Origin of the sequence: Acinetobacter johnsonii CIP 64.6 (assembly GCF_000368045.1) — a bacterium.
Lineage (GTDB): Bacteria > Pseudomonadota > Gammaproteobacteria > Pseudomonadales > Moraxellaceae > Acinetobacter > Acinetobacter johnsonii.
Genome location: NZ_KB849230.1, coordinates 47,790 through 66,928 on the forward strand (window position 1 = coordinate 47,790; position 19,139 = coordinate 66,928).

Genomic DNA, 19,139 nt, shown 5'->3' on the forward strand with positions numbered 1-19,139 from the left:
TAGTCCTACTTAATTAACGGCTACGATAGGCGAAACGATCGTCCATACGGAGACTAGCTGGTGGCCAGTTCTCTAAACGCATGCCGAGTTGTAAGCCTTTTGAAGCCAGAACATCTTTGATCTCAGTAAGCGATTTTTTACCAAGGTTAGGAGTTTTGAGTAACTCAACCTCAGTGCGCTGTACAAGATCACCAATGTAGTAAATGTTTTCTGCTTTCAAACAGTTAGCAGAACGAACAGTAAGCTCTAGATCATCTACTGGACGAAGCAAAATCGGATCAACTTCTTCACGAGGTTCTTGAGCAACAGGAGCTTGATCTTTCTGAAGGTCAACAAAAATTGCAATTTGTTGTTGCAAGATTGTTGCCGCTTTGCGGATCGCTTCTTCAGGATCAACTGTACCGTTGGTCTCAAGATCAATGACCAATTTATCAAGGTCTGTACGTTGTTCTACACGAGCGTTTTCCACTGTGTAAGACACACGTTTGATTGGGCTATAAGAAGCATCTAACTGTAAGCGACCTACAGGGCGAGTTTCGCCTTCTGGGAAACGCGAGTCAGAAGTTTCATAACCACGACCTTGAGAAACTTTCAAGCGCATTTTTAATGAGCCTGAAGCACTTAAAGTACCGATCAAATGTTCAGGGTTAACCACTTCAACATTATGAGGTAAACGAAGGTCAGCGGCAGTTACGTCGCCAGGACCTTGTTTCTCTAATGTCAAATAAGCTTCATTTTGATCGAACAGCTTAATAGACAATCCTTTTAGGTTCAGCAAGAGCTCGACGATGTCCTGCTGCAAGCCTTCCAAAGTACTGTACTCGTGCTCGACACCTTCAATCTCAACTTCAACCACAGCAGCGCCAGGTAAAGAAGAAAGAAGGATGCGACGTAAAGCATTGCCCAGAGTATGACCAAAGCCACGCTCTAAGGGTTCTAGAATAACTTTTGCCGAGGTCCCGCTAACCGCTTCGACCTTGATCGCTTGCGGAGTTAGAAACTCATTTGCAGTACGCGTCATATTGCTACCTCAAGGATTATTTAGAATACAATTCTACAATCAAGCTTTCGTTGATTTCAGCAGGTAAATCTGAACGATCTGGTGCAGCTTTAAACGTACCTTCCAACTTAGAATGGTCAATTTCCATCCAAGAAGGAATACCACGTTGTGCAGCTAATTCAACTGCGTTTTTGATACGCAATTGTTGTTTAGCACCTTCATGCACAGCAATTACATCACCAGCTTTAACTTGGATAGACGCGATGTTAACACGACGGCCATTCAAAGTGATCGAGCGGTGAGATACAAGCTGACGAGCTTCTGCACGTGTAGAACCAAAACCCATGCGATAAACGACGTTATCAAGACGGCTTTCAAGCAGTTTCAACAAGTTTTCACCAGTTGCGCCTTTCACACGAGCAGCTTCTTTATAGTAATTACTAAATTGACGCTCTAAAACACCGTACATACGACGTACTTTTTGTTTTTCACGTAATTGTAGTGAGTACTCAGATTGTTTGCCACCACGCGCTCCGCCATGTTGGCCAGGAGCTTTAGCAGCTTTTTTAGTTTTGACGTCAAATGGTTTAACGCCAGATTTTAATTGCAGGTCTGTCCCTTCGCGGCGAGAGAGTTTGCATTTTGGACCAATATAACGAGCCATGAATGTTTCTCCTTACACGCGACGTTTTTTAGGTGGACGGCAACCGTTGTGCGGGATTGGCGTCACATCGGTAATGCTGTTAATTTTATAACCCACTGCACCTAAAGCACGAACCGCAGATTCACGACCAGGACCAGGACCTTTTACAAGGACGTCCAAGTTTTTCAAACCGTAGTCTAAAGCAGCTTTACCAGCAACTTCAGCAGCTACCTGAGCAGCAAACGGAGTTGATTTACGTGATCCACGGAAGCCTTGTCCACCAGAGGTAGCCCAAGCCAGTGCATTACCTTGACGATCGGTAATAGTCACAATGGTGTTATTAAAAGAAGCGTGAATGTGTGCAACACCTTCAGAGACGGTACGAGTGACCTTCTTGCGTGTGCGAGTATCTTTAGCCATCTTTTAGCTTCCAGAAATCTTATTTCTTAATAGGTTTGCGCGGACCTTTACGGGTACGTGCGTTAGTTTTGGTGCGTTGTCCACGGACAGGCAAGCTGCGACGATGACGAAGACCGCGGTAGCAGCCTAAATCCATTAAACGTTTAATGTTCATGGAAATTTCGCGACGTAAATCACCTTCGGTCGGAACCTTAGCAACTTCTGCACGAATCGCATCAAGCTGAGCGTCATCTAATTCACGGATCTTTGTAGTCGGCGCGATACCAACAGCAGCCAAGATATTCTTAGCAGTGTGGCGACCTACACCAAAGATGTACGTTAGAGAGATAACAGCATGCTTGTTATCCGGAATGTTTACACCGGCAATACGAGCCATTCAATTTTCTCCAAAAAGGCAGTTAAGACAATCAACCGCCCCACAAAAATCTTGAGGGGCGGATAATAACCTAATTAGCCTACTGAAATCAACAGGTCTTGATCAGATTAACCTTGACGCTGCTTATGACGAGGTTCTGCGCTACAAATTACGCGAATAACCCCATTACGACGGATAACTTTACAGCTACCACAAATTTTCTTTACAGAAGCTTGTACTTTCATGATGAAACCTCAAGTGCGCTTATCCCTTAGGATGAGCAGTCGTTTTTCTCATTAACGTTTGATTATCGTACTGATGCGAGGTGAGATGTGCTTGCAGCTGAGCCATAAAGTCCATCACTACCACCACAACAATAAGCAAAGATGTTCCACCTAAAGAGAATGGAATACCAAATGAGCTTTGTAAAATCATCGGCATTAAGCAAATGATGGTGATATAAATCGCGCCAATAAATGTCAAACGGTTAAGAATATGATCTAAGTAACGAGCAGTTTGCTCACCTGGACGAATACCAGGTACATAAGCCCCGCTGCGTTTCAAGTTTTCCGATACTTCTTTCGGGCTAAATACAAGCGCTGTATAAAAGTAACAGAAAAAGATAATTAACGCACCAAAGAGCACCAAATACAACGGCTGACCAGGCGAAAGCACCAATGCCAAATCTTGCAAACTACGTTTGATAATACCCGCATTCGGATCTGCACTACCCACCCATTGCCCTAAGCTCGCTGGGAACAAAAGCAATGAACTTGCGAAAATCGCTGGGATCACACCCGCCATATTAATTTTTAATGGCAAATGCGACTGTTGTGCAGTAAATACACGACGTCCTTGTTGTTTTTGAGCATAGTTTACTGGAATACGACGTTGCGCTTTCTCAATAAACACAATTGCAGCTAATACAGCCAGTGACAACACGCCAAAAATTACCAAGCCGATTAGACTGGTTTGACCATTATCTACTGATGATATTGATTGCAGAATTAAATTCGGCAAACCTGCAACGATACCAGCGAAGATGATCATGGAAATACCATTGCCCACCCCACGTTCGGTAATTTGCTCACCTAACCACATCAAGAACATTGTACCTGCAACCAAAGAGGTTACAGCTGGTACGTAGAAAGCCAGACCTGCAGTTAAGGTAATCCCTTGACTGATCAGACCAGCACACATCCCAATTGCCTGCACGAGTGCAAGGAACAATGTACCCTGTCGCGTATATTGATTAATCTTACGCTTGCCTTGTTCGCCTTCTTTCTTTAAAGCTTCCAGCGAAGGAATAACTGTAGACATTAACTGCACGATAATCGATGCAGAAATGTACGGCATAATCCCAAGAGCAAGAATGGACATACGCTCTAATGCACCACCTGAAAACATGTTAAACAAACCAAGGATCGTGCCTTGGTTTGCATTAAAAAGATTTTCAAGTGCGGCATTATTAATGCCTGGTACTGGAATATGTGCTCCTAGTCGAAAAACCAATAATGCACCGATGAGAAACATCATGCGGCGAATAATTTCACGGTATTTCACATGAAATGGCTGGCCTTTCATCATATTGACATGACCTGAAGAACTAGGAGACATAGACACTAGCGATTACTCCTCGACTTTACCGCCAGCAGCTTCAACAGCAGCTTTAGCGCCTTTAGTCACAGCAACACCTTGAACAGTGAATGCACGAGTAATTTCACCAGAAAGTACGATACGAGCACGTAACATATCTTTACGTACAACGTTTGCAGCTTTTAAAGTTTCTAGGCTAACGATGTCGCCTTCCACTTTAGTAAGCTCAGATAAACGTACTTCAGCAGTTTTCAAAGCGATTTGGCTAGTGAAACCGAATTTAGGTAAACGACGATATAACGCAGTTTGACCACCTTCAAAGCCTGGACGAGTACCACCGCTCTTACGTGAATTCTGACCTTTGACACCACGGCCACCAGTCTTACCAACGCCAGAACCGATACCACGGCCTAGACGACGATTTTCACGTTTTGCACCTTCAGCAGGTGCAAGCTCATTTAAACGCAGAGTCATGGCTTATTCCTCTACACTAACCATATAGTAGACTTGGTTGATCATACCACGGTTAGAAGGCGTATCTTGCACTTCTACAGTATGACCAATACGACGCAGACCTAAACCTTGTAGGCTAAGCTTGTGATTTTTCAAGCGATGCGCAGAAGATTTAGTCTGGGTAACTTTAATCGTTTTCATGATTGATTACCCTTGAATTTGTTCTACTGTAAGACCACGTTTCGCAGCAACCTTCTCAGGAGAAGTCATATCACGCAGACCGTTAAAAGTCGCGTTTACTACGTTTGCAGCGTTAGTAGAACCATAACATTTTGTTAATACGTTACGTACGCCTACAGCTTCTAGAACTGCACGCATAGCACCACCAGCGATTACACCAGTACCTTCAGAAGCAGGCTGCATGTAAACACGGCTTGCACCGTGACGCGCGTTAATAGGGTGCTGTACAGTACCGTTAACAAGGTCAACAGTAATCATGTTGCGACGAGCAGCTTCAAGTGCTTTAGAAATAGCAGCTGGAACTTCACGTGCTTTACCACGACCAAAACCTACACGACCATTACCATCACCAACCACAGTCAATGCTGTGAAAGAGAAGATACGACCACCCTTAACAACTTTGGCTACACGATCAACGGCAACCAGCTTTTCAACAAGACCTTCGTTTTGTTCAACTTTAGCCATGATTAGAACTCCAAGCCGTTTTCACGAGCAGCATCAGCCAAGGCTTTGATACGACCATGATATTTGAAACCAGAACGGTCAAATGCAACTTTAGTAACACCAGCTGCTTTAGCGCGTTCTGCGATTAAAGCACCTACTTTAGTAGCTGCTTCAACGTTACCAGTTGTGCCAGCACGTAAAGTAGCATCTAAAGTTGAAGCTTGCGCTAAAACTTTGCCACCATCTGCTGAAATAACTTGAGCGTAGATGTGACGCGGAGTGCGGTTTACACACAAACGAGTCGCACCCAACGCACGGATGTGCAAGCGTGTGCTTTTCGCACGACGCAAACGGGATTGTTTCTTTTCGTTCATAAGAACCTCGCGCCTTATTTCTTCTTAGCTTCTTTACGAAGTACAACTTCGTCAGAATAACGAACACCTTTACCTTTATAAGGCTCTGGTGGACGGTAACCACGGATATCTGCAGCAACCTGACCTAAACGTGCTTTATCAGCAGATTTAAGAACGATTTCAGTTGCGGTAGGAGTTTCAGCAGTTACACCTTCAGGAAGCGTATAGTCAATCGGGTGAGAGAAACCAAGGTTAAGGTTAACAATGTTACCTTTAACCGCAGCTTTATAACCAACACCGATAAGTTGTAACTTACGTTCGAAGCCTTCGCTCACACCTTTTACAAGGTTGTTAAGCACAGCGCGAGCAGTACCAGCTTGCATCCAAGCGTCTTTCGACTCAGCTTTTGGAGCAATCGCTAAAATACCGTCTTCCTGTTTAAGCTCGACCAGCGCATGCAGGGTGAAAGACAAAGTACCTTTGCTACCTTTCACTTCGACCTGCCGGCCGTTCTGAGTAACTGTTACACCGTTAGGTACAGTTACTGGGGCTTTAGCCACACGAGACATGAGGAATCACCTATTAAGAAACAAAAGCAATAACTTCACCACCGATACCTGCAGCACGTGCAGCGCGATCAGTCATGATGCCTTTGCTTGTAGAAACAATTGCAATACCTAAACCTTGCTTAACGCTCGGAAGTGCATCTTTACCGCGATACTGACGTAGACCTGGACGGCTTACGCGTTTCACAGTTTCGATAACTGGTTTGCCTTCGAAATACTTTAAAGTCAAAGTAAGAGTTGCTTTGCCTTCAGCATCCGCAACTTCTACGTTTGAAATGTAACCTTCTTGTTGAAGAACGTTTGCAATAGCAACCTTCAACTTAGAGTTAGGCATAGAAACTGTTTGTTTCTTTGCCATTTGCGCGTTACGAACACGAGTTAACATGTCGGCAACGGTATCTTGCATACTCATCTATAGCGCTCCTTACCAGCTTGCCTTAACAACGCCCGGTACATCACCTTGCATTACTGTATCGCGTAATTTGTTACGGCTTAAACCGAACTTACGGAAGTAACCATGAGGACGACCAGTTAAACCACAACGATTACGTAAACGTACTGGAGACGCATTACGTGGTAATGCTTGGAATTTCATCATCGCTTCGAAACGCTCTTCGTCGCTAGCATTTACGTTTGCAATAACAGCTTTTAATTCAGCACGTTTTGCAGCGTATTTAGCAACAGTAGCTTCGCGTTTCAATTCGCGATTAATCATACTTTTCTTAGCCATATCGACCTCTTATTTGAACGGGAAGCCGAATGCACGCATAAGCGCACGGCCTTCGTCATCGGTGCGAGCAGTCGTAGTGATGGTAATATCCATACCACGAATACGATCAATCTTATCAAAATCGATTTCAGGGAACATGATTTGTTCCTTAAGACCCATTGAGTAGTTGCCGCGACCGTCAAAAGATTTCGCAGAGAAACCACGGAAGTCACGGATACGAGGGATCGCAATCGAGATTAGACGGTCTAAGAATTCGTACATACGTTCGCCGCGTAAAGTAACTTTACAACCAATCGGCCAACCATCACGGATTTTGAAACCAGCGATTGATTTGCGAGCTAACGTAAGAACTGGTTTTTGACCAGCGATAGCTTGCATATCAGCAAGAGCACCATCAAGGAGTTTTTTGTCAGCAGCAGCTGCGCCAACACCCATGTTGATCGTGATTTTAGTAATGCGAGGAATATCCATCACATTTTTAACGGCTAAAGTCTCTTGTAATTGAGCCTTAAGTTCGTCGTTGTAACGCGTTTTAAGTCTGGCCATTGCCTTTTCAACCTATTACTTCGCTACCGCCACTGATTCACCATTTGACTTGTAAACGCGAGTTTTCACGCCTTCAGTCACTTGGTAACCAACACGGTCAGCCTTTTGGGTTGTAGCATTAAAAATTGCCACGTTAGAGATATGAAGCGAAGCTTCTTGTGTAACTACAGCGCCTTCAGCACCTGTTGCACGGTTCGGCTTTTGATGCTTCTTAACCAAGTTAAGGCCTTCAACCATAACACGGTCATTTGAAACAGACAGAACAGTACCCTGTTTGCCTTTTTCTTTACCTGCGATCACAATAACTTGATCGCCTTTTTTAATCTTAGCCATGATTGCCTCTTATAGAACTTCAGGAGCCAGTGAAATAATTTTCATGAACTGTTCAGTACGAAGTTCACGAGTCACTGGTCCGAAAATACGAGTTGCAATCGGCGCTTTGTTGTTGTTCAAAATAACAGCAGCATTATCGTCGAAACGAATCACTGAACCGTCTGGACGACGGATACCGAATTTTGTACGAACTACAACAGCATTCATCACGTCACCTTTTTTAACACGTGCGCGTGGAATAGCTTCTTTTACAGTAACTTTAATAATGTCGCCAACAGAAGCATAACGACGGTGTGAACCACCAAGTACTTTAATACATTGTACGCGGCGAGCACCACTATTGTCTGCTACGTCTAGCATACTTTCGGTTTGAATCATTGCCCTACTCCAAAACCGAGCATCACCGGTCACAATTTCGAAAGGCTCAAAGAGTACTCGAAATTAACCGATGATGCAACAGATACGTCTAATTACTCAGCAGCAGCTTCAACAACTTCAACTAGAGTCCAAGACTTAGTTTTAGAAATTGGGCGGCTTTCTTTGATAGTCACAACGTCGCCAGTTTTAGCTGTGTTGTTCTCATCGTGAGCATGTAATTTAGTTGAACGGCGGATTGATTTGCCATACAACGGGTGTTGAACGCGGCGTTCGATAAGTACAACAATAGACTTGTCCATTTTGTCGCTTACTACTTTGCCGGTTAACGTGCGAACTGTTTGTTCACTCATTGTCCGTTCCCCTGTTTTTCGGTAAGGAGTGTCTTAATACGAGCAATTGTCTTACGAGTAAGTGCAACTTCATGCGATTTACCCAATTGACCAGTTGCTTTTGCCATACGAAGACGGAATTGGTTAAGCTGTTGCTCATCAAGCAAAGCTGTCAACTCTTCTACCGACTTTTCACGTAGATCTTTAGTTTTCATTACATTACCGTCCGAGTCACGATAGTGGTTTTAAACGGAAGTTTAGCAGCTGCAAGCGTAAACGCTTCGCGAGCCAATTCTTCGTTAACACCATCAATTTCGTACAAGACTTTACCTGGTTTGATTTGACAAACCCAGTATTCCACAGAACCTTTACCTTTACCCATACGCACTTCAAGAGGCTTAGAAGTAATCGGCTTGTCCGGGAAAACACGGATAAAGATCTTACCACCACGTTTAATACGACGGCTGATTGTACGACGCGCTGCTTCAATTTGACGAGCAGTCATTTGACCACGCTCAACAGATTTAAGTGCGATTGTACCAAAAGATACCGAGCTACCGCGGTGAGCTAGACCAGTGTTACGGCCTTTCTGCACTTTACGGAATTTAGTACGTTTAGGTTGTAACATGGATTATTCTCCTTTTTCAGCAGAACGATCATTGCGACGACCACGACGCTCTTGACCTTCACCACGACCACGACCGCGTTTAGCTGGACGTTCTTCAGCTGGAGCTGGGTTCATGACTTGTTTCATGCCACCCAAGATCTCACCACGGAAGATCCAAACTTTAACACCAATCGTACCGTAAGTCGTTTCAGCACGCATAGTTGAATAATCGATGTCTGCACGAAGTGTATGCAAAGGTACGCGACCTTCACGATACCACTCAGTACGAGCAATCTCAGCACCACCTAAACGGCCTGATACTTCAACTTTGATACCTTTAGCACCAGCACGCATTGTGTTTTGAACCGCACGCTTCATAGCACGACGGAACATTACACGTTTTTCTAATTGAGAAGCGATAGCTTCAGCAACTAAACGAGCGTCTAAGTCTGGGCGATCGATTTCATTGATACTTACTTGCGCTGGAATACCCATAATTTGAGTAAGTTCACGCTGTAGTTTCTCAATGTCTTCGCCTTTTTTACCGATAACGATACCAGGACGTGCAGTGCTAATAGTTACTTTAGCAGCGCCCGTAGGACGTTCGATAAGAATATTGCTGATCATTGCATTCTTAAGTTTTTTAGTTAAAAACTCACGAACTTGAAGATCTTTAAGCAAGTATTCAGCGTATTGTTTCGGACTCGCATACCAGTTGGCGTTATGACGTTTTACAACACCAAGGCGGATACCGATTGGATGAACCTTCTGACCCATATCAAACCCCTACCTTAACGGTAATGTGACAAGTACGCTTAGTAATACGATCTGCACGGCCTTTAGCACGTGGCATAATACGTTTAAGGCTAGTGCCTTCATCAACGTAAATCGTAGTAACCTTAAGGTCGTCTACATCTAAACTGTTATTGTGTTCAGCGTTTGCAATTGCAGATTCCAATGCTTTTTTAACCAAAACTGCAGCTTTTTTGTTGCTGAAGTTGAGAATATTAAGCGCGTGAGCAACAGATTTGCCACGGATTAGGTCTGCAACCAAACGAGTTTTTTGTGCCGAGATAGCGGCACCGCGTAATTTAGCAGTAACTTCCATCATAGCACCTTAACGTTTAGATTTCTTGTCAACACCGTGACCACGATAGGTACGAGTTGGCGCGAATTCACCAAGTTTGTGACCAACCATATGTTCAGATACGATCACTGGAACATGGTTACGGCCATTATGTACAGAAATTGTTAAACCAACAAAATCTGGGAGGATCATCGAACGACGCGACCAAGTTTTGATCGGCTTACGGTTATTAGCCGCGATAGCCGCTTCAACCTTAGCGAACAAGTGCGCATCGACGAATGGGCCTTTTTTCAGAGAACGAGGCATTGTCAGATTCCTTTACTTGTTACTTAACGCGACGGTCGCGAATAATCATCTTAGTCGTACGCTTATTGGTACGTGTCTTGTACCCTTTAGCTTTTTGACCCCATGGGCTTACAGGTTGAATACCTTTGCTACGACCTTCACCACCACCGTGCGGGTGATCTACTGGGTTCATCGCCATACCACGAACGGTAGGACGAACGCCACGCCAGCGTGCTGCACCTGCTTTACCAAGTGAACGAAGGTTGCTTTCTTGGTTAGAAACTTCACCAAGAACTGCACGGCACTCAACGTGAATTTTACGCATTTCACCAGAACGTAAACGAACGATAGCGTAAGAACCGTCACGACCCAACAACTGAACTGAAGTACCAGCAGAACGAGCTAATTGCGCGCCTTTACCGATTTTAAGTTCGATGTTGTGAAGAGTAGAACCGATAGGCATGTTGCGAAGCGGTAAACAGTTACCTGGACGAATTGGAGCATCGTTACCAGATTGAACTTTATCGCCAGCGCGAAGGCCTTTAGGCGCGATGATGTAGCGACGCTCACCATCAGCATACAATACTAGTGCAATGTGTGCTGTACGGTTAGGATCGTATTCAATACGCTCTACAGTTGCAGGAATACCATCTTTGTTACGTTTAAAGTCAACTAGACGGTAGTGCTGCTTGTGACCGCCACCAACGTGACGAGTCGTGATGTGACCGTTGTTATTACGACCACCAGTACGTTTTTTAGCTTCAACCAACGGAGCATAAGGCGCACCTTTGTGAAGATGGTCGTGAACGACTTTCTCTACAAAGCGACGTCCAGGAGACGTTGGCTTACATTTTTGAATTGGCATAATTCTCGTCCTTATTCCGCTGCGCTTTCAGCGGTATCGCCCAAGTCAGCCATTTCAACATCTTGGCCAGCTTTCAGGGTGACGTATGCTTTTTTAACATCAGAACGACGTCCTAATGTTTTACCAAAGCGTTTAGTCTTACCTTTAGTGATCGTTGTGTTAACTTTAACAACTTGAACACCAAACAATTGCTCAACAGCTTTTTTGATTTCAAGTTTGTTTGCATCAAGTGCAACTTTGAAAACTTGAACACCAGCAGTTTCGCCTAAAACTTGTGCTTTTTCTGAGAATACAGGTCCTTGTAGGACTTGATAGATACGTTCGTTGTTCATCCGAGTTCTACCTCAATTTTCTTAGCAGCAGCTACAGACATAACAACTTTATCGAACGCAATCAAGCTAACAGGATCGATAGCAGCAGCATCAACCACATCAACGTGTGGAATGTTGCGCGCTGCAAGGTATAGATTCTCATCTACAGATTCTGTAACGATCAATGCACGAGTAGCATTCAAGTCGTTAAGTTTTGCAAGCAACTCTTTAGTTTTTGGAGCAGCAACAGCAAACTCTTCAACCAATACAAGACGATCTTGGCGAACAAGTTCAGCTAAGATACATTGCATTGCACCGCGATACATTTTGCGGTTAACTTTTTGAGACCAATCTTGTGGGCGAGCAGCAAAAGTTTTACCACCACCTACCCAGATTGGGCTACGAATAGAACCAGCACGAGCGCGACCAGTACCTTTTTGACGGAATGGCTTTTTGCCACCGCCAGAAACGTCTGCACGTGATTTCTGAGCTTTTGAACCTTGACGGCCACCAGCTAAATAAGCTGTAACAACCTGGTGTACAAGAGCTTCATTGAATTCACGACCGAACGCAACTTCTGATAATTCAACAGCAGAGCCGGAAACAGTATTTAAATTCACGTTATTTCCCCTCAGGCCTTGATCGTAGGACGAACAGTTACGTCACCACCAGTAGCGCCAGGAATCGCACCTTTCACTACTAAAACTGAACGTTCTGCGTCGATAGATACAATTTCTAGACCCTGTACAGTTACGCGCTCAGCACCTAAATGGCCAGCCATTTTTTTGCCTTTGAACACGCGACCAGGAGTCTGGTTTTGACCTGTAGAACCCAGAACACGGTGAGAAAGTGAGTTACCGTGAGTCGCATCTTGCGTACGGAAGTTCCAACGCTTAACACCACCTTGGAAACCTTTACCTTTCGACTGACCAGTTACGTCAACTACTTGACCAACTGTGAACATGTCTACACCGATAGTTCCACCAACTTCACGACCTTCAAGATCAGCTTCTGTTGCACGGAATTCTTGAACTAGACGACCAGCAGCAACACCCGCTTTCGCGAAGTGACCTTTCTGAGCGTTAGTTACGCGAGATTCGCGACGTTCACCAGTAGTGATTTGAATCGCCTGATAACCATCAGTTTCAAGCGTTTTGATTTGAGTGATGCGGTTAGGATCAACCTCAATCACTGTAACAGGCACAGAAACACCAGCATCTGTAAAGATACGTGTCATACCGCACTTGCGACCGACTAAACCAATAGCCATGTGCATAAACCTCTAAAAAAGCGGCCTAATTAACTTAGAGCGTTAATTAACCCGAAAGCCTTAACCCAATGCGATCTGAACATCAACACCAGCTGCAAGATCTAACTTCATCAATGCATCTACAGTTTTGTCTGTAGGTTGAACGATGTCGATCAAACGTTTATAAGTGCGGATCTCGTATTGGTCACGCGCATCTTTGTTAACGTGTGGTGATGTTAAAACGTTAAAACGTTCAATGCGTGTAGGCATTGGAATTGGACCACAAACTTGTGCGCCAGTACGTTTTGCTGTTTCTACGATTTCTTGAGCTGATTGATCAATTAAACGGTGATCAAAAGACTTCAAACGGATACGAATTCTCTGGTTAGACATACCAGTAAACTCCAAGCCAAATATATAAAGAATCACTCCTGACGCATCTCACCCCACTAAAAGGTAAGTGTCAAGAGCAGTGAAATATCACTAAGGTCATGATCGATGCCACGACTGTCACGATGTTAACTACTTTATTCGCAGCCAACCCCCTTTCATTAAAGGGTCGCTCATTATAGCCATTGTTTAATGCATAAGCAAATTCATTTTTGATTTTTTACAATATATTCAATTTGTTTGGATTATCAGTAGCTTAAAAAAGCATCAATAGACTGTTTGCCGCAACACATAATCAATTGCACTATTAAGAATTTGATTTCCCTCAATAAAATTTAATTTCGGCGATTTTTTCAATTCGGTTTCAGTTGCCACGTATTGCCCCGAAAACTTATTCAGCTCGTCATCATTTTCTAAAAAAAGTGCTAAGGTTTCTGGCACCATCTCTGGGTGAAATTGAAAACCCAATACATTCTTTCCAATTTGGTACATTTGATTGCGACAGACGGTATTTTCAGCCAAATGTACAGCACCTTTTGGAATTTCAAAGGTCTCGCTATGCCATTGCATCACATTAAACTGTTCAGGTAACTCAAAGCATTCTGTTGGGACATGCTGGATTTTGCGTACTGTTGCCCAACCCAACTCCTGTTGTTCATTGCGACTGACCGCAGCTCCAAGTGCATTGGCAATCAGTTGCCCACCCAAGCATAAACCAATCGCAGGCTTTCCTGCGGCCAAGTAACGCCTTAACCAACGCTTCTCAATCTTCAACCATGGAAAATTCGCTTCATCATTCACACTCATGGTACCGCCCATAATGATGAGTAAGTCAACATCCTCAATACTCGGTAAAGCTTCTATCTCTAAGGCTTGATCTATAGGTAAAGCAAAAAACTCTGTTGCACTGATCACTGCACCTTGTTGTTTTAAATATGTATAGCAACTGCCGAACCCTTCACCAGCAATATGCTGAAAATAATGTACTTTTAAATGCGACGTCATGCGCTTATGCCTTCTTTTTACTATCCTTATAGATGATTTAGCAAAATTGAAGCCAACTTTTTATTTTGTTTACCTTTATTCACATTTGTTCAATTTTCTCGCCTATTTAGAAACTTTCTCTTAAGCTAAAAACAATTTATCGCTTTATGATGAGTCGATTCGTGAAAAGAAATCCGCAAACAGCCCTAGTTCATGCACCAAGACAAGCGCCTCAGTACATCTCAACAGTTCAACCTCCCCTGTATCGTGCATCGACGATTATTTTTAAAGATACCAATGCACTGTTTAATCGCCATTGGACCGATGACTATGACTATAGTTATGGCACCCATGGTACCCCCACCACATTTACATTGGGCGATAACATTGCACAAATTGAGGGTGGAAGGTACTGCCTACTCGCACCGAGTGGTTTATCTGCCATCAACCTAGTGAACTCATGTTTTTTAAGTCATGGTGATGAAGTTTGGGTGGCAGATAATATTTACGGGCCAAACATGGAGCATCTTCGTAATCTAGAAAAACGCTATAGCATTGATGTTCGTGTTTATAACCCTATTGATGTGTCCTCTTTCCAACCGACGGAAAAAGCTAAACTGATTTGGCTAGAAGCCACAGGGTCGGTCACACTGGAGTTTCCAGATTTGGTCGGGCTGGTAAAAAAGGCACAAGCACATCATATGCTCACTGCTTTAGACAACACGTGGGGCGCAGGCCTTGCCTTTAATGCTTTTGATTTTAGTGATGAGCACTTAAGTGTAGATGTGACAGTACATGCTTTAACCAAGTACCCAAGTGGCGGTGGAGACATTTTAATGGGCTCAGTCGTGACACGCGAACGAGCTTTACATCATCAACTCTTTCGCACGCATGCCATTCAAGGCATTAGCGTCTCTGGGGATGATGTTGCTCAAGTCCAACGTAGTCTGGCATCAATGCGCGTTCGGTATGCCGCACAGTCTGAAAGTGCGCTACAGCTACTGGCATGGCTAAAACAACAACCCGAATTTGTGCAGGTCTTACACCCTGCTGACTCGAGTGCTGCAGGTCATTCATATTGGAAAGACATTTGTGTCGATCAACACAGTGCAGGTTTAGTCAGTGTCATTTTCAAGCCCGAATTTGATCTGCAGGATATTCGTCAGTTTTGTGATGCCCTGTCGCTCTTCAAACTCGGCTTTAGTTGGGGCGGTCCTGTAAGTTTAGTGATGCTGTATGACCTCAAAGACATGCGTGCACTTGAGCATACACATTTACAACAAGGTTTATTGGTTCGCTTTTGTATAGGACTAGAACATCCTGCCGATTTAATTCAAGATATAGAAAACGCACTAAAACAACTGAATAACCATCACAAAAAAATTGAATAGGAAGAAGTATGAGCACCCCGATCATCATTGCCAAGAAAACCACGAATACCCAACAAGATGTTGTTCTACACTCGAAGTTTGCCAACCGTCATGGCTTAATTGCAGGGGCAACAGGGACAGGTAAAACCGTAACCCTGAAGGTGTTGGCTGAAAGTTTTTCCAGACTCGGGGTGCCCGTATTTTTAGCCGATGCCAAAGGTGATGTTTCCAGCTTAGCGCAGGCCGGTGCATCCAATCCCAAATTTGATGAACGCATTAAAAGTTTAGGCATCGACAGTATTCCCTTTGCTGCATCCCCCGTGGTGTTTTGGGATTTATTTGCTGAACAAGGTCATCCTATTCGTACCACGATTACCGAAATTGGCCCGCTGTTGCTGGCACGTATGCTGAATTTGAATGACACCCAAGAAGGGGTACTTTCTGCGGTATTTCGTATTGCAGATAATCAAGGCATGTTACTGATCGACTTTAAAGACTTAAAAGCCATGATTGGTTATGTCAGTGAACATGCCGCAGAGTTTAAAGCCGAATATGGCAACCTATCTCCTGCCAGCCTTGGCGCGATTCAACGGAATTTATTGGCACTGGCCGATCAAGGCGGTGATCAATTCTTCGGGGAGCCCAGCTTAAATATTCTAGACTTTATTCAGACCGACAGTAATGGTCATGGCTATATCAATATCTTAGCCGCAGACAAGCTCATGAATACTCCAAAGCTCTATGCCACTTTTCTGCTCTGGATGCTTTCAGAATTATTTGAACAGCTGCCTGAGGTTGGTGATATGGACAAGCCCAAGCTGGTGTTCTTCTTTGATGAAGCGCATTTGCTGTTTGATAATGCCAGTGCAGCGCTGCAAGAAAAAATTGAACAAGTGGTGCGTCTGATCCGCTCCAAAGGGGTTGGTATTTACTTTGTCACGCAAAACCCACTGGATTTGCCTGAAAGCGTCCTAGGACAGCTCGGAAATCGTGTACAACATGCCTTACGTGCATTTACCCCGAAAGATCAAAAAGCGGTTAAAACAGCTGCAGACACCTTCCGTGCCAACCCTGAATTTAAGGTTGAGCAAGCCATCACCGAGCTAGCTGTGGGTGAAGCCCTGATTAGTTGTCTAGATGAACAAGGCACACCGCAAGTCGTACAGCGCGCATGGGTGATGCCACCCTACTCGTCTTTCAGTCCCATTAGCCTAGAGCAACGTCAAACCTTAATTTCACAAAGTATCGTGGCAGGCATTTATGAAAAACGCCTAGACCGCGAAAGTGCTTTTGAACTTCTACAAAATAAAGTGGTTGAACGCCAACAACAAGCGGTACAGATAGAGCAAGAGAAACAACAAGCCAAAGAACAAGAAGCGCTAGCGAAACAGCAAGCCAAAGAAGCTGAAACACTGGCTAAGCAACAAGCACGTGAGCAAGAGAGGATTGCGAAAGAACAGCAGAAAGGAGCTGAACGTGAAGCGAAACAGCGTGAGAAGCTAATTCAAGACACGGTCGGAACCTTTGCTAAAAGTGCAGCACGTAGCCTTGGGGGCAGTACAGGACAAAAAATCGTCCGTGGTTTACTCGGCTCTTTGTTTGGGCGTAAGTGATCTACTTTTTAAATCTAAAAATCAAAATTTATGAGATATTGTTATATTCCATAAAAAAAATTAAGCTTTTCTTTAAAAGATGTATTTACATTACATCTTTAAAGGTATATTTTAAATACATCTTATAAATGATAGCCAAGAGAGATCAAACATGACTCCGCAGCAAATTGAACTTGTAAAAGCAACTGTTCCTGTCCTTCGTGAAAATGGTGTCGCACTCACGGGTTATTTTTATAACCGTATGTTAGGCAACAATCCTAATTTAAAAGAAACCTTTAATATGGGGCATCAACGCAGTGGCGCTCAAGCACAAGCTTTGGCGGGCGCTGTATTGGCCTATGCAGAAAACATTGAAGATCCTTCAGTATTACTCCCTGTGGTTGAGCTGATTGCCCACAAACATGTCAGCTTGAATATTCAAGCACCTGACTACAACATTGTTGGGGAAAACCTCCTCCATTCGATTAGTGAAGTTTTAAGTATTTCAATGGAAGATCCATTGATTGATGCTTGGGCTACAGCGTATGGTCAATTGGCTGATTTATTCATTAGCACTGAAAAAGCGATTTATGAGCAACATCAACAAACCAAAGGGAGCTGGTTAGGCTGGCGCAACTTTAAAATTGCGAAAAAAGTGGTTGAAAGCGATGAAATCACTTCTTTCTATCTTGCCCCTGTGGACGGTGGTGATTTACCAAAATATGAAGCAGGTCAGTATATTTCAGTACGTGTATTTGTTGAGGAACTTGGTCTAAAACAACCTCGCCAATACACCCTTTCAACTAGCCCTCAAGCTGACTATTTACGTATCTCGGTCAAACGCGAAGATGAAAAAGGCGATTTGGCAGGAGGCTGGGTGTCAAATACCCTGCATGGTTTAGCCGAAGGTGCTGAAATTGAAGTGTCTGCACCAACAGGTAACTTCTACCTGATTGACCCAAATAAACGCAATGTCTTTATTAGTGGTGGTGTAGGCCTCACGCCAATGGTGGCGATGCTGAATCAATTGGTGACTTTGGATATGCCAGAGCCTGTGACTTTTGTGCACGCCTGCCGTAGCAAACAAGTGCATGCCATGAAACAACATATTCATGACTTAAAAGCCAAATACCCGCGCTTAAGCACCTTTACTGCATATGAGTTCCCACATCAAAGCGATGTTTTAGGTCAAGATTATGATGCGCAGGGTCGCCTTGATTTGAGTACCATTGATAGCGCGATTTTACCTGTTCAAGCAGACTACTACTTATGCGGCCCAATGCCATTTATGGCTGAACAACAAAAAGCCCTAATTGCCCGTGGTGTTCCTGCCGAAAATATTCACAGTGAAGCTTTTGGCACAGGTGGTGTTCATCACTAATCCATGCCATCGGCATAAAATAGAGAGGGTTAGTCAGGTTATGCTAGACTAGCCCTTTGTTTTTTTGCTTATCAACGATCAGTATCCTCATGCAGCTCAATAAATTTACCGATTATGCTTTGCGAATTCTAATGTATGTTTCACAGCCGAAAGCGCTGCCACATACCATCGCAGAACTGGCGCAAGCACTACAAGTGTCTGAAAACCACTTGATGAAAATCGTACACTTTATGGCGAAGCAGCAGTGGATTATTACTGCACGCGGTCGTGGCGGTGGGATTCGGCTCAATCCAGAAACCCTCCATTTAAGACTGGGCGAGATTGTACGGATCTTGCAAGCGGATCAGAACATTGTGGAATGTAACACCCCGCCTTGCGTACTCCGTTCGAATTGCGGACTGAAAGGGATCTTAGATCAAGCGTTGGATCAGTTCTATCACAGCTTAGACCAGTATACCTTAGCGGATGTGCTGGGCAGTGAAGCTCAGAATAAGTTCACGACCCACTCGCCGATTAACCTGATCAATCTTGCCGATTAAGGTCTTTTATAGACAAGATTGCGGACTTTACGCTGCAAAGGTCGATTGCCTGCTCGACTTCCATTATAATGGCTGATTGTAGATCATAAATTG

At 44.0% G+C, this 19,139-nt stretch carries 31 protein-coding genes and 1 pseudogene; 4 read left to right on the top strand and 28 right to left on the bottom strand.

Annotated elements, in window-relative coordinates:
• Window positions 1-13 precede the first annotated feature (13 nt).
• The 28 genes and pseudogenes from F986_RS01270 to F986_RS01405 form a co-directional block, all read right to left on the bottom strand.
• Window positions 14-1,021, bottom strand: coding sequence for a DNA-directed RNA polymerase subunit alpha (locus F986_RS01270; protein ID WP_004691292.1), 1,008 nt, complete (start codon window positions 1,019-1,021; stop codon window positions 14-16).
• Between the two features lie 16 nt (window positions 1,022-1,037).
• On the bottom strand, window positions 1,038-1,664 hold the full coding sequence (gene rpsD, locus F986_RS01275) for a 30S ribosomal protein S4 (RefSeq protein ID WP_004691294.1): 627 nt from the start codon (window positions 1,662-1,664) through the stop codon (window positions 1,038-1,040).
• Window positions 1,665-1,676: 12 nt separating this feature from the next.
• A complete protein-coding gene (gene rpsK / locus F986_RS01280) occupies window positions 1,677-2,063 on the bottom strand; it encodes a 30S ribosomal protein S11 (protein ID WP_001040166.1) in 387 nt (128 codons plus the stop codon).
• A gap of 19 nt (window positions 2,064-2,082) precedes the next feature.
• Complete coding sequence (gene rpsM, locus F986_RS01285; RefSeq protein WP_004691296.1) at window positions 2,083-2,439, bottom strand: 30S ribosomal protein S13; 357 nt, start codon at window positions 2,437-2,439, stop codon at window positions 2,083-2,085.
• Between the two features lie 107 nt (window positions 2,440-2,546).
• Window positions 2,547-2,663, bottom strand: coding sequence for a 50S ribosomal protein L36 (gene rpmJ / locus F986_RS01290; protein ID WP_000867907.1), 117 nt, complete (start codon window positions 2,661-2,663; stop codon window positions 2,547-2,549).
• Between the two features lie 19 nt (window positions 2,664-2,682).
• Window positions 2,683-4,002, bottom strand: coding sequence for a preprotein translocase subunit SecY (secY, locus tag F986_RS01295; RefSeq protein WP_171054269.1), 1,320 nt, complete (start codon window positions 4,000-4,002; stop codon window positions 2,683-2,685).
• A gap of 45 nt (window positions 4,003-4,047) precedes the next feature.
• On the bottom strand, window positions 4,048-4,488 hold the full coding sequence (gene rplO / locus F986_RS01300) for a 50S ribosomal protein L15 (RefSeq protein WP_004691300.1): 441 nt from the start codon (window positions 4,486-4,488) through the stop codon (window positions 4,048-4,050).
• Window positions 4,489-4,491: 3 nt separating this feature from the next.
• Window positions 4,492-4,668, bottom strand: a complete 177-nt coding sequence (gene rpmD, locus F986_RS01305; protein ID WP_004691302.1) for a 50S ribosomal protein L30 — start codon at window positions 4,666-4,668, stop codon at window positions 4,492-4,494.
• Window positions 4,669-4,674: 6 nt separating this feature from the next.
• On the bottom strand, window positions 4,675-5,172 hold the full coding sequence (rpsE, locus tag F986_RS01310; RefSeq protein WP_004691304.1) for a 30S ribosomal protein S5: 498 nt from the start codon (window positions 5,170-5,172) through the stop codon (window positions 4,675-4,677).
• A 2-nt stretch (window positions 5,173-5,174) separates the two neighbouring features.
• Window positions 5,175-5,525 carry a 50S ribosomal protein L18 gene (gene rplR / locus F986_RS01315; RefSeq protein WP_004650473.1) on the bottom strand — a complete coding sequence of 117 codons (351 nt, stop codon included), beginning with the start codon at window positions 5,523-5,525 and terminating at the stop codon, window positions 5,175-5,177.
• Window positions 5,526-5,539: 14 nt separating this feature from the next.
• A complete protein-coding gene (gene rplF, locus F986_RS01320; protein WP_004691306.1) occupies window positions 5,540-6,073 on the bottom strand; it encodes a 50S ribosomal protein L6 in 534 nt (177 codons plus the stop codon).
• 13 nt (window positions 6,074-6,086) lie between these two features.
• Window positions 6,087-6,482, bottom strand: a complete 396-nt coding sequence (gene rpsH, locus F986_RS01325) for a 30S ribosomal protein S8 (RefSeq protein WP_004691308.1) — start codon at window positions 6,480-6,482, stop codon at window positions 6,087-6,089.
• Between the two features lie 12 nt (window positions 6,483-6,494).
• Window positions 6,495-6,800, bottom strand: coding sequence for a 30S ribosomal protein S14 (gene rpsN / locus F986_RS01330; protein WP_004691309.1), 306 nt, complete (start codon window positions 6,798-6,800; stop codon window positions 6,495-6,497).
• A 9-nt stretch (window positions 6,801-6,809) separates the two neighbouring features.
• The gene (rplE, locus tag F986_RS01335; protein WP_004691311.1) at window positions 6,810-7,346 is read right to left on the bottom strand and encodes a 50S ribosomal protein L5; all 537 of its coding nucleotides are present in this window, start codon (window positions 7,344-7,346) and stop codon (window positions 6,810-6,812) included.
• 15 nt (window positions 7,347-7,361) lie between these two features.
• Window positions 7,362-7,679 (bottom strand): 50S ribosomal protein L24, encoded by a 318-nt coding sequence (rplX, locus tag F986_RS01340; RefSeq protein ID WP_004691313.1) that lies wholly within the window; start codon window positions 7,677-7,679, stop codon window positions 7,362-7,364.
• Window positions 7,680-7,688: 9 nt separating this feature from the next.
• Window positions 7,689-8,057 (bottom strand): 50S ribosomal protein L14, encoded by a 369-nt coding sequence (gene rplN, locus F986_RS01345; RefSeq protein ID WP_004657680.1) that lies wholly within the window; start codon window positions 8,055-8,057, stop codon window positions 7,689-7,691.
• Between the two features lie 92 nt (window positions 8,058-8,149).
• Window positions 8,150-8,407 carry a 30S ribosomal protein S17 gene (gene rpsQ, locus F986_RS01350; protein ID WP_004691314.1) on the bottom strand — a complete coding sequence of 86 codons (258 nt, stop codon included), beginning with the start codon at window positions 8,405-8,407 and terminating at the stop codon, window positions 8,150-8,152.
• Complete coding sequence (gene rpmC / locus F986_RS01355) at window positions 8,404-8,601, bottom strand: 50S ribosomal protein L29 (RefSeq protein ID WP_004650482.1); 198 nt, start codon at window positions 8,599-8,601, stop codon at window positions 8,404-8,406. The genes rpsQ and rpmC overlap by 4 nt, the downstream gene beginning before the upstream one ends.
• Window positions 8,601-9,014 (bottom strand): 50S ribosomal protein L16, encoded by a 414-nt coding sequence (rplP, locus tag F986_RS01360; protein WP_004691317.1) that lies wholly within the window; start codon window positions 9,012-9,014, stop codon window positions 8,601-8,603. Before rplP ends, rpmC begins: the two co-directional genes overlap by 1 nt.
• Window positions 8,954-9,770 (bottom strand): annotated as a pseudogene (gene rpsC, locus F986_RS01365) (30S ribosomal protein S3). The gene rplP and the pseudogene rpsC overlap by 61 nt, the downstream one beginning before the upstream one ends.
• 1 nt (window position 9,771) lies before the next feature.
• The gene (gene rplV, locus F986_RS01370; protein WP_004691320.1) at window positions 9,772-10,101 is read right to left on the bottom strand and encodes a 50S ribosomal protein L22; all 330 of its coding nucleotides are present in this window, start codon (window positions 10,099-10,101) and stop codon (window positions 9,772-9,774) included.
• A gap of 9 nt (window positions 10,102-10,110) precedes the next feature.
• Window positions 10,111-10,386: a 30S ribosomal protein S19 gene (gene rpsS / locus F986_RS01375; protein WP_004281508.1), complete on the bottom strand. Its 276-nt coding sequence runs from the start codon at window positions 10,384-10,386 to the stop codon at window positions 10,111-10,113.
• Window positions 10,387-10,405: 19 nt separating this feature from the next.
• Window positions 10,406-11,230: a 50S ribosomal protein L2 gene (gene rplB / locus F986_RS01380; RefSeq protein WP_004691322.1), complete on the bottom strand. Its 825-nt coding sequence runs from the start codon at window positions 11,228-11,230 to the stop codon at window positions 10,406-10,408.
• Between the two features lie 11 nt (window positions 11,231-11,241).
• Window positions 11,242-11,562, bottom strand: coding sequence for a 50S ribosomal protein L23 (rplW, locus tag F986_RS01385; RefSeq protein WP_004691323.1), 321 nt, complete (start codon window positions 11,560-11,562; stop codon window positions 11,242-11,244).
• The gene (gene rplD, locus F986_RS01390; protein ID WP_004691326.1) at window positions 11,559-12,161 is read right to left on the bottom strand and encodes a 50S ribosomal protein L4; all 603 of its coding nucleotides are present in this window, start codon (window positions 12,159-12,161) and stop codon (window positions 11,559-11,561) included. The genes rplW and rplD overlap by 4 nt, the downstream gene beginning before the upstream one ends.
• A gap of 11 nt (window positions 12,162-12,172) precedes the next feature.
• Window positions 12,173-12,811, bottom strand: coding sequence for a 50S ribosomal protein L3 (gene rplC / locus F986_RS01395; RefSeq protein ID WP_004691328.1), 639 nt, complete (start codon window positions 12,809-12,811; stop codon window positions 12,173-12,175).
• Window positions 12,812-12,871: 60 nt separating this feature from the next.
• On the bottom strand, window positions 12,872-13,183 hold the full coding sequence (gene rpsJ, locus F986_RS01400; RefSeq protein WP_000070912.1) for a 30S ribosomal protein S10: 312 nt from the start codon (window positions 13,181-13,183) through the stop codon (window positions 12,872-12,874).
• Between the two features lie 264 nt (window positions 13,184-13,447).
• Entirely contained in the window at window positions 13,448-14,185 is a 738-nt protein-coding gene (locus F986_RS01405; RefSeq protein WP_004691329.1) for a type 1 glutamine amidotransferase, read from the bottom strand.
• A 149-nt stretch (window positions 14,186-14,334) separates the two neighbouring features.
• Between F986_RS01405 and F986_RS01410 the strand changes: the two genes are divergently transcribed.
• The 4 genes from F986_RS01410 to F986_RS01425 all read left to right on the top strand — a co-directional run bounded on the left by F986_RS01410 (window position 14,335) and on the right by F986_RS01425 (window position 19,046).
• Entirely contained in the window at window positions 14,335-15,555 is a 1,221-nt protein-coding gene (locus F986_RS01410) for a PLP-dependent transferase (RefSeq protein ID WP_197926864.1), read from the top strand.
• An 8-nt stretch (window positions 15,556-15,563) separates the two neighbouring features.
• Window positions 15,564-17,147, top strand: coding sequence for a helicase HerA-like domain-containing protein (locus F986_RS01415; RefSeq protein ID WP_004691332.1), 1,584 nt, complete (start codon window positions 15,564-15,566; stop codon window positions 17,145-17,147).
• 151 nt (window positions 17,148-17,298) lie between these two features.
• Window positions 17,299-18,507: an NO-inducible flavohemoprotein gene (gene hmpA / locus F986_RS01420; protein ID WP_004691335.1), complete on the top strand. Its 1,209-nt coding sequence runs from the start codon at window positions 17,299-17,301 to the stop codon at window positions 18,505-18,507.
• 89 nt (window positions 18,508-18,596) lie between these two features.
• Window positions 18,597-19,046 (top strand): RrF2 family transcriptional regulator, encoded by a 450-nt coding sequence (locus F986_RS01425; RefSeq protein ID WP_004691337.1) that lies wholly within the window; start codon window positions 18,597-18,599, stop codon window positions 19,044-19,046.
• The last annotated feature ends 93 nt before the right edge of the window (window positions 19,047-19,139 follow it).